Annotated in this window: 6 protein-coding genes; 3 read left to right on the top strand and 3 right to left on the bottom strand. The window is 71.1% G+C overall.

Annotated features, from left to right (window positions below; translation table 11 throughout):
- Nucleotides 1–454 precede the first annotated feature (454 nt).
- On the bottom strand, nucleotides 455–1,003 hold the full coding sequence (locus ACWDR3_RS23625) for a MarR family winged helix-turn-helix transcriptional regulator (RefSeq protein ID WP_450354514.1): 549 nt from the start codon (nucleotides 1,001–1,003) through the stop codon (nucleotides 455–457).
- 139 nt (nucleotides 1,004–1,142) lie between these two features.
- Between ACWDR3_RS23625 and ACWDR3_RS23620 the strand changes: the two genes are divergently transcribed.
- Nucleotides 1,143–2,420, top strand: coding sequence for an MFS transporter (locus tag ACWDR3_RS23620; protein WP_450354517.1), 1,278 nt, complete (start codon nucleotides 1,143–1,145; stop codon nucleotides 2,418–2,420).
- A 63-nt stretch (nucleotides 2,421–2,483) separates the two neighbouring features.
- On the opposite strand, the gene ACWDR3_RS23615 is transcribed toward ACWDR3_RS23620, so the two are convergent.
- Entirely contained in the window at nucleotides 2,484–4,133 is a 1,650-nt protein-coding gene (locus ACWDR3_RS23615) for an ATP-binding SpoIIE family protein phosphatase (protein WP_450354512.1), read from the bottom strand.
- Between the two features lie 214 nt (nucleotides 4,134–4,347).
- Complete coding sequence (locus ACWDR3_RS23610) at nucleotides 4,348–5,715, bottom strand: NAD(P)/FAD-dependent oxidoreductase (protein WP_450354516.1); 1,368 nt, start codon at nucleotides 5,713–5,715, stop codon at nucleotides 4,348–4,350.
- 374 nt (nucleotides 5,716–6,089) lie between these two features.
- Here ACWDR3_RS23610 and ACWDR3_RS23605 point away from each other — a divergent pair, with 374 nt between their 5' ends.
- Together ACWDR3_RS23605 and ACWDR3_RS23600 are read left to right on the top strand one after the other, a co-directional pair.
- The gene (locus ACWDR3_RS23605; protein ID WP_450354511.1) at nucleotides 6,090–6,854 is read left to right on the top strand and encodes a TetR/AcrR family transcriptional regulator; all 765 of its coding nucleotides are present in this window, start codon (nucleotides 6,090–6,092) and stop codon (nucleotides 6,852–6,854) included.
- A gap of 462 nt (nucleotides 6,855–7,316) precedes the next feature.
- Nucleotides 7,317–9,266 carry a sigma-70 family RNA polymerase sigma factor gene (locus ACWDR3_RS23600; RefSeq protein WP_450354510.1) on the top strand — a complete coding sequence of 650 codons (1,950 nt, stop codon included), beginning with the start codon at nucleotides 7,317–7,319 and terminating at the stop codon, nucleotides 9,264–9,266.
- The last annotated feature ends 63 nt before the right edge of the window (nucleotides 9,267–9,329 follow it).

Here is a 9,329-nt window from a genome sequence, read left to right as displayed (position 1 = left end):
CAGAGTGGTCGGAGACGGGGTATCAACATATCTGGCGTTGACTTTTGGCACGCTGTTGAGTTCTCAAGGAACGGCCGCTTCCTTTGTACTCACCCTCTCGGGCTTTCCTCCGGGCGCTTCCCTTCGGTCTTGCGTTTCCGACTCTATCAGACCCTTTCGGTGTCCGATTCCCCGTCAGATGGGGTTGTCTTTCCGGCTGTTGGGCCGTTCCGACGTCTCAAACCTTAGCGGATCCTCTCGGTGATTCCCAATCGGGCCACCGAGCCCCAAATCGAATTGAATTCGGGCACGCCGAAATCGACCCGGTTGGGAGATCGTGCTGAAGGTTTGGGTTGCCGCTGACGCGGCGGAGGTGCTGCCGCAGAACCGTTACGGCCCCGTGGCAACCCGAAGAACTTTACGCATCCGGAGAGGGGCTGTCAACCCACCCCTGTCAAGATCTTTTATGCCCGGCTCAGTCCAGGTCGCTGAGGCGTCCGCCCGCGTCCGGCTGGGCGTGCTCCACCCTGCGCAGCAGGCGGGTGAGGACGTCGCCGAGGGCCGTGCGGTCCTCCGGGGAGAGGTCCTGGAGCAGGTCCTCCTCGAAGACCGTGGCCATGCGCATCGCCTCCAGCCACTTCTCGCGGCCCTCCACCGTGAGCTCGACGATCACGCGGACGCGGTTGGACTCGTCGCGCTCCCGGGTGACCAGACCCTCGCCGACCATGCGGTCGATGCGGTGGGTCATCGCGGCCGGCGTCAGGCCGAGGCGCTTGGCGAGGTCGCTGGGGCCCAAGCGATAGGGAGCGCCGGCGAGGACCAGGGCCTTGAGGACCTCCCAGTCCGAGCTGCTGATGCCGAGGGCGGCGGTCTGGCGGCCGTAAGCGACGTTCATCCGGCGGTTCAGCCGGGACAGGGCCGAGACGATCTGCTCGACCTGGGGGTCGAGGTCCCGGAACTCGCGCTGGTACGCGGCGATCTGCTCGTCGAGCGTCGGCTCGTTGACGCCAGGGGTCTCGGCCATGGCCGCAGTATGGCATGCACCCTCTTTGCTTTGAAGTCCTTCGCTGTGTACTATTTAGCTTCGAACTTTACTTTCGAAGTCTTCACTCCTAACTACTAGGAGTCTCAACTACTTGATTGAGGTGAACGTGACCAGGGCGATGGGCGCAGCGATGCGCCGGATCCACGTGGGAAACGCACTCAGCGCGTTCGGGCTCGGCTTCACGGTCCCGTACCTGTACGTCTATGTGGCGCAGGTCCGGGGTCTGGGAGCCATGACGGCGGGGCTCGTCCTCGCCGTCTTCGCCGTGGCCGCGTTGGTCGTACTGCCGTTCGCCGGGCGGGCCATCGTCCGGCGCGGGCCCCTGCCGGTTCTGATCGCCGCCCTGGTCACCGCCGCTCTGGGAGCGCTAAGCCTGGGGCTCGCGAGCAGTGCGACGACCGTGTTGCTGTCGGCGGCGGCGCTCGGGGCCGGGCAGGCCGTGATGCAGCCGGCGCTGGCGACGATGATCGTGGACTGCTCGACATCGGACACGCGCTCGCGTGCCTTCGCGATGCAGTTCTTCCTCCAGAACCTCGGGCTCGGCGTCGGCGGGCTCATCGGTGGTCATCTCGTCGACACCACGCGCGCGTCCTCCTTCACGCTGTTGTTCGCGATCGAGGCGGCGATGTTCCTGCTGCTGGCGGTCGTGATGGCGACCGTGCGGACACCGCACTCCCCGCACATCGGGGCCGCGCCTGCCGGGTCGGCCAAGGGCAGCTGGAAGCAGCTGCTCGGCAATCGGGCCATGGTGCAGCTGTCCGTACTGGGCTTCGTGCTGTTCTTCGCCTGCTACGGGCAGTTCGAGTCGGGGCTCAGTGCGTACGGCGTCGAAGCCGCCGGGATCTCCACGTCCGCGCTGGGCTCGGCGCTGGCCGCCAACACGCTGATGATCGTCGTCGCGCAGTTCGCCGTGCTGAGGTTCGTCGAGCGGCGCCGGCGGTCGCGGGTCATCGCGGTCGTGGGGCTGATCTGGGCCCTGGCGTGGGTCGTGGCCGGGTACGCCGGGCTCGGGCACGGCAGCAAGGAGATGGCGACGGCGGCCTTCGTGTCGACGTACGCGCTGTTCGGGCTGGGTGAGGCGATGCTGTCGCCGACCGTCGCTCCGCTGGTGGCCGATCTGGCGCCGGAGGGGATGGCCGGGCAGTACAACTCCGCCTTCGCCCTGGTGAAGCAGCTCGCGCTGGCCGTCGGGCCCGCGGTGGGCGGGCCGATGGGGGCCTCGCTGCACGCGCCGTACATCGTGGCGTTCCTGTTGTTCTCGCTGGGAATCACGTTCCTCGCGCTGCGGCTCGGGCGGCAGCTGACCGCCGTACAGGATCGGCCTTGGGCGGTGGCGCGGAGTCGGGTGGTTGCTCGGGGTGGGGCGGCTGCGGAGCCGGTTGTCGCCGAGGCGTGAGATCGATCGGGATGGGAAAGCGGCCGTCGCCCTTAGGGGTGGCGGCCGCTTTTGTGTGCGGTGTCAGGTCGGGCGTGGGAGTACGAACTCGCACCAGACCGCTTTGCCGCCCCCCGGGGTGCGGCGGGAGCCCCAGTTCGTGGCGATGGTGGCGACGATGGCGATGCCTCGGCCGGATTCGTCGCCCGGTTCGGCGCGGCGACGGCGGGGGAGGTGGTCGTCGCCGTCGGTGACCTCGATGATCAGGCGGCGGTCGGTGCGGCGCAGGCGCAGGCGCATGGGTGGGATGCCGTGCTGGAGGGAGTTGGCGACGAGTTCGCTGGCGGCCAGGACGCCCAGGTCGTGCAGTTCGGTGGGGAAGCGCCAGCTGGTCAGGACGCCGGAGGCGAACGCACGCGCGCGTGGGGCCGCTTCGACGCCGCCGAGGAGCTCCAGGGCCGCGTTGCGGAAGAGGTCGCTGTCGGGGCCGGTACGGGCCGGGTGCTGGAGGACGAGGACGGCGACGTCGTCGTCGTGGTCGGCGGTGACGCCGGCCGAGCGGACCAGGCGGTCGCAGACGACCTGCGGGGTGCCGGTGGCGCCGGCCAGGGCGCGCTGGAGGGCCGCGATGCCCTCGTCCAGGTCCTCGTTTCGGCGTTCGACCAGGCCGTCCGTGTAGAGGACGGCGGTGGAGCCGGGGCCGAGCGGGATCGAGCCCGAGGAGTGCATCCAGCCGCCGGTGCCCAGGGGCGGGCCGGTCGGTTCGTCGGCTCGCAGCACGACCCCGCTCTCGTCGCGGACCAGGATCGGGAGGTGGCCGGCGGAGGCGTACACCAGGCGGCCCTCGTTCGGGTCGTGGATGGCGTACACGCAGGTCGCGATCTGGTTGGCGTCGATCTCGATGGCGAGGCCGTCCAGGAGCTGGAGTACCTCGTGCGGGGGGAGGTCGAGGCGGGCGTACGCGCGGACCGCCGTGCGGAGTTGGCCCATGACGGCCGCCGCTCTGACGCCTCTGCCCATGACGTCGCCGATGACCAGGGCGGTGCGGCCGCCGCCGAGGGTGATGACGTCATACCAGTCGCCGCCGACCGCCGCTTCGGTGCCGCCGGGCTGGTAGGTGGCGGCGATGCGCAGGTCGTCGGGTTCTTCGAGCTCCTGCGGGAGGAGGGAGCGCTGGAGGGTGACGGCGGTCTCGCGCTGGCTGCGTTCGCTCGCGCGCAGGCGTTCGGCGGCCTCGGCGTGGTCGGTGACGTCGGTGGCGAAGACGAGCACTCCGCCGTCGTCGCCCTCGGCGACCGGGGTGCAGGTGAAGGTGTAGGAGCGGCCGTCCGGGGCCTTGCGGGACTTGAGGGTGCGGGGCTTGCCGCTGCGCAGGACCTGGTCGAGGAGCGGGAGCAGGCCCAGTTCGTCGAGTTCGGGGAGCGCGTCGCGGGTCGGTTCGCCCAGGGGGCGTACGCCGAAGGCCGTCACATAGGCGTCGTTGACGTACGCCAGGCGGTGGTCGGGGCCGTGGACGAGGGCGACGAGGGCCGGGACGCGGTCGAGGACCTCGCGGACGGGGAGGTCGTCGACGGCCGGTACGGGCGGGGGCTCGTCGGTGAGTTGTTCGGCGCGGGCGGCGGGGACCGAGCCCGCGCCCTCCGTCCGCCGGTCCGCGGTGACCGCGTGGTCGGTCCGCGCTGCGGCGCGGCGCTGCGTTCCGGGGAGCCGGGCGCTCCAGCGCGTGAAATTCACGAATCCTTGCCTCGTGTCGTCGTCTTCGGCCGACTCCGGACCCGGCCGGGGGTCTGGGGGTCGGCGCCCCGGGGATGCAGCACTGTGGGGAGAGCCTCGCGGGTTCGAGGGGCGAGCTTCTGCTCGTCCGAGGGGTGGGACCAGTCTGGCAGTGTGGCCTACGAGGGCGACATCCGTCAGACGCCTGCGCGGTGTACGGAGTTCCTCACTCCGGTCAGGACGACCCCTTCGGGTCGGTAGGAGGCTTTCCACCGGCCGCGAGTTCGAACTCCGCTCGGGGATGTTCGAGCGAACCGAGCGACACGATCTCCCGCTTGAAGAGACCCGAGAGCGTCCATTCCGCCAGAACGCGGGCCTTCCGGTTGAAGGTGGGCACCCTGCTGAGGTGGTAGACGCGGTGCATGAACCAGGCAGGGTAGCCCTTCAGCTTGCGCCCGTAGACCTGGGCGACCCCTTTGTGCAGGCCGAGCGACGCGACCGAGCCGACGTACTTGTGCGCGTACGTCTCCAGGTCCTCGCCGCGCAGGGAGTGCGCGATGTTGTCGCCTAGGACCTTGGCCTGGCGGACCGCGTGTTGGGCGTTGGGCGCGGTCTCGGTGCCGGGTTTCTCGGCGGTGACGTCGGGGACGGCGGCGGCGTCTCCCGCGGCCCACGCGTGCGTGGTGCCCTCGATCGTCAACTGGGGGGTGCATTTCAGCCGACCGTGTTCGTTGCGCGGGAGGTCGGTGCCGGCGAGCATCGGGTGGGGTTTCACGCCGGCCGTCCATACGACCGTCCGGGTGGGGAAGCGGGCGCCGTCGTCGAGGACGGCGACACGGTCGACGCAGGACTCCAGGCGGGTGTGCAGGCGTACGTCGATGTTGCGGCGGCGCAGTTCGGTGACCGTGTAGCGGCCCATCTCCTCGCCGACCTCGGGCAGGATGCGGTCCGAGGCCTCGACGAGGATCCACTTCATGTCGTCGGGCTCGACGTTGTGGTAGTAGCGGGCGGCGTAGCGGGCCATGTCCTCCAACTCGCCGAGCGCCTCCACGCCCGCGTAGCCGCCGCCGACGAAGACGAAGGTCAGGGCCGCGTCGCGGATGGCGGGGTCTCTGGTGGAGGAGGCGATGTCCATCTGCTCGATGACGTGGTTGCGCAGGCCGATGGCCTCCTCGACGGTCTTGAAGCCGATGCCGTGCTCGGCGAGACCGGGGATGGGCAGGGTGCGCGAGATCGAGCCGGGCGCGAGGACGAGTTCGTCGTACTCCAGTCGCTCGGGGCCCGCGCCCTCCTCGTCCGTGGCGAGGGTCATGACCGCCGCGGTGCGCTTGGCGTGGTCGATCATCTCCGCCTCACCGATGACCACATGACAGCGGTCCAGGACCCGGCGCAGCGGGACGACGACATGGCGGGGGGAAATGGAACCGGCCGCCGCTTCGGGAAGGAACGGCTGATAGGTCATGTACGGGTCGGGGGTGACGACCGTGATCTCGACTTCGCCCCGCTTGAGTTCTTGTTTCAACTTCCGCTGCAGGCGCAGAGCCGTGTACATCCCGACGTAGCCGCCGCCGACAACGAGAATGCGCGCACGTTCCTTCACCATCCCATGACGCACCCAGCGCTTGAGTTTGTCCACAGCCTCGACAATTTGTGTGACCGCGGGTCGGGGACCTCCGGACTTGGCCGAATTGCCGGAGTGCGCGGAAGGATTGCAGGTCAGCAGGTGTGCGCCGGGTGACCTTGGGGGGTGTAATCGGGACGTATGCGGCCCGTACTCCGATCGGGGGGCGCTCCGTGCGGAACCTGCCCCTTCTGAATTGACCCCCGCTCAACTATGTTCGTGTGTCGACGGGGTGTAGGGGGATGCGCTCATCGAGTCCGCGACGGGCGGGCCCGTGGTCGCGCTTGTTCCCGAGCCCCGGCTGCCGATGGCGGGGAGAGTCTCCGGGGGGAGACGTCATTACCGGGGGAACATTCATGCATATTCAGGACACTCATTGGTCGTCCGCGTCCACGCTCGCACCGGCAGGTGTGGTCAGCGCGGCGGCGGCGAACGGACGCGGGGACGGTACGCGCACGGCGCCCCTCCGCGTGGACGCACAGCGCAATCTTGAGCACGTACTGCGCGCGGCGCGCGAGGTCTTCGGCGAGCTGGGATACGGCGCGCCGATGGAGGACGTGGCGCGACGGGCGCGGGTGGGTGTGGGGACCGTCTACCGGCGGTTCCCGAGCAAGGACGTCCTGGTGCGGCGGATAGCCGAGGAGGAGACCTCCCGGCTGACCGACCAGGCCCGGACGGCGCTCGGCCAGGAGGACGAGCCGTGGTCGGCGCTCTCGCGCTTCCTGCGGACGTCGGTGGCCTCGGGTGCCGGGCGGCTGCTGCCGCCGCAGGTGCTCAGGGTCGGCGTCGCGGACGAGCAGAGCGACGGCGTGCACGACGAGACGCGCGTGCCGCAGCAGCGGTCCCAGCCGGGCGCCGGGGAGTTGCGGCTGGTGCCCGAGGGGGTACCGGCGGTCTCGGCGGACGACGACACGGGCGCGGCCGCGCTGCTGGAGGTCGTGGGCCAGCTCGTGGACCGGGCGCGTGCGGCGGGTGAACTGCGGCCCGACGTCTCGGTGTCGGACGTCCTGCTGGTGATCGCGACGGCCGCGCCCTCGCTGCCGGACGCGGCTCAGCAGGCCGCCGCGTCGGCGCGGTTGCTGGACATCCTGCTGGAGGGGCTGCGGTCCCGACCGCTGTGACGGATCGCGATCGCGGCCTGTGCGACTGGCCGCGGTCGCGACCGGTGCGGCTGCTGCTGTAGCCGCCGGCGTGACATTGCGGCTCCGGCCGTTGTCGTGGCAGTGCGGCGCCGGCCGTTGGCATGGGCTCCGCTCCGACTCCGGACGCAGTCATGCCGGTGCCTCTTCAGCCGCTGTCATGGCCCGAGTTACTCGAAAAGGTGACGGAGGAGCGTGGGCTGTGCGCGGCCCGCGCCCCCCGGGCGAGCCCACAACACGCTCGACATTCCGGACAGATGGCGCAACTCCCGCCCCGGAAGCGCCATTTGAGCCTTCCCCGGACGGGTGACCGCTAGCACTGCGGCGCGACAAGTCCCCACGGACGAGTGGAAGGTCCCCTCCAAGGGGGTCCTGAACAAAAGCCAATATGGCACTCTGACCCGGTGTTCGCGACTGTAGGTCAGGCGGCGGGGGCTTTCCGCGATGAGCGTTGACGGGCGGGACGAGTCACTGGGTGACGGTGACCCGGAGGCCGGCGGTTCCCCGCAGGTACCGAGTCAGGGTGGCCGGGCCGCCGGGGCGGGGCGCGGCGGCGAGCCCGTCGAGGCCGCCATCCCGGCGCAGGGCGGTGAGCCCGTCGAGGGCAGCGTGCCCGCGCAGCGCGACCGGCGCGAGGACGGCAGCGTCCTGCCACCGCCGAGGGATCTGCCACCGGCCGACGCCGACCTGATCGAGCGCATGCGCGCGGGCGACGACACGGCCTACGAGGAGCTGTACCGGCGCCACGCGGACGCCGTCCGCCGGTACGCCCGTACCTGCTGCCGTGACGCCCACACCGCGGACGACCTCACCGCCGAGGTCTTCGCCCGCATGCTGCAGGCGGTGCGCGGCGGCTCGGGGCCCGAGCACGCCGTACGCGCCTATCTGCTCACCACCGTCCGCCGTGTGGCCGCGAACTGGACCAAGTCGGCCCGGCGCGAGCAACTGGTCGACGACTTCGCGGTGTTCGCCGCCCAGGCCGCCCGCGGCTCCGAGGTGTCCGACGACGACACTCTGGACCTGGGCGCCGATGTGCGCGCGATGCACGAGGCCGAGCAGTCCATGGCCATGCAGGCCTTCCGGTCGCTGCCCGAGCGCTGGCAGGCCGTGCTGTGGCACACCGAGGTCGAGGACGAGTCGCCCAGCGAGGTCGCCACGCTCTTCGGGCTCGACGCCAACGGCACGCGCGTGCTCGCCAGTCGCGCCCGCGAGGGCCTCAAGCAGGCCTACCTCCAGGCCCACGTCAGCGCCGCGCTCGTCGGCGACGAGGAGTGCGCCCGCTACGCCGACCGGCTCGGCGCCTACGCCCGCGGCGGACTGCGCACCCGTGCCGAACGGGGCCTGCGCAAGCACCTGGAGGAGTGCGCCAAGTGCCGCCTCGCCGCGGGCCAGATCAAGGAAGTCGCCAGCGGTATCCCGGGTGTTGTGCCGGTCGCGGTCATCGGCTGGTTCGGTGCCGCCGGGTACGCCAAGGTGGTCGCGCTCATCGCCGGTGGCGCGGGGGCCGGCGCGGCGGGTGCCACGGGTGCGGCCGTGGCGGCGGGCGGCAGTTCGTCCGGCGGGGCGGGTGCCGGTGGCGCCGCTGCCTCCGAGGGACTCGGCGCGCCCGTGAAGGCCGGCATCGCGGCCGGCGTGGTCGCGGTGGCCGCAGCGGCGGTGGCGCTCGCGCTGGCCGGCAGCGAGGTCCCGCCCAAGAAGCCCGACGCCAAGCCGCCCGTGTCCGCGCCGGTGGTCAAGCCGGAGGCGCCGACGCCCGCGCCCTCGACGAAGGAACCCGAGCCGAAACCCCCGGTGTTCGCGGCGGCACCCGCCCCCAAGCCGACCCCGAAGCCGACGCCGACACCCCGGCCGAAGGCCAGCCCTACGCCGACCCCGAAGCCCACTCCCACGCCGACGCCGACCCCGAGGCCGACGCCGACCCCCACACCCACCCCGACACCGCCGCCTCCCCCGCCCGCGCCGACCGTCTACCAGTGGAGCGAGCTGTCCTACAACGTCTCCGGAGACGGCACCGGGCCCGAGATGCGGCTCGGCGAGAGCAGTTGGGTCTGGCAGCGGTACGGGGTGTGGATCGCCGACCAGCGGTACGCGCACGGGGTGACCGTGCACGGCCGGTCCTCCGTCACCATCGACCTCAACCGCAGCTGCAACTCCTACGACGCACTGGTCGGCGTCGACGACATGACCCTGGGGATCGGCCGGGTGCACTTCTCGGTCTACGCCGACGGCGTCCGGCTGTGGCGGTCCGGGACGGTCCAGGGCGGGGACCGTCCGGTGCCCGTCCATGTGAACCTCTCCGGCCACAAGACCGTACGGCTGGTCGTCGAACCGCTCAGCGACTTCGACTCCCTGGCGCTCGCGGACTGGGCCGAGTCGAAGTTCACCTGCGGCTAGGGCGACTGAGGGCAACAGGGACGGCCGAGGGCGACAAGGGCGGCCGAGGGCAACAAGGGGCAC

The organism is Streptomyces sp. NPDC001002 (genome assembly GCF_053599215.1).
The sequence above is the reverse complement of the archived record's forward strand: the minus strand, read 5'-3'. Positions and strand labels throughout refer to the sequence as shown.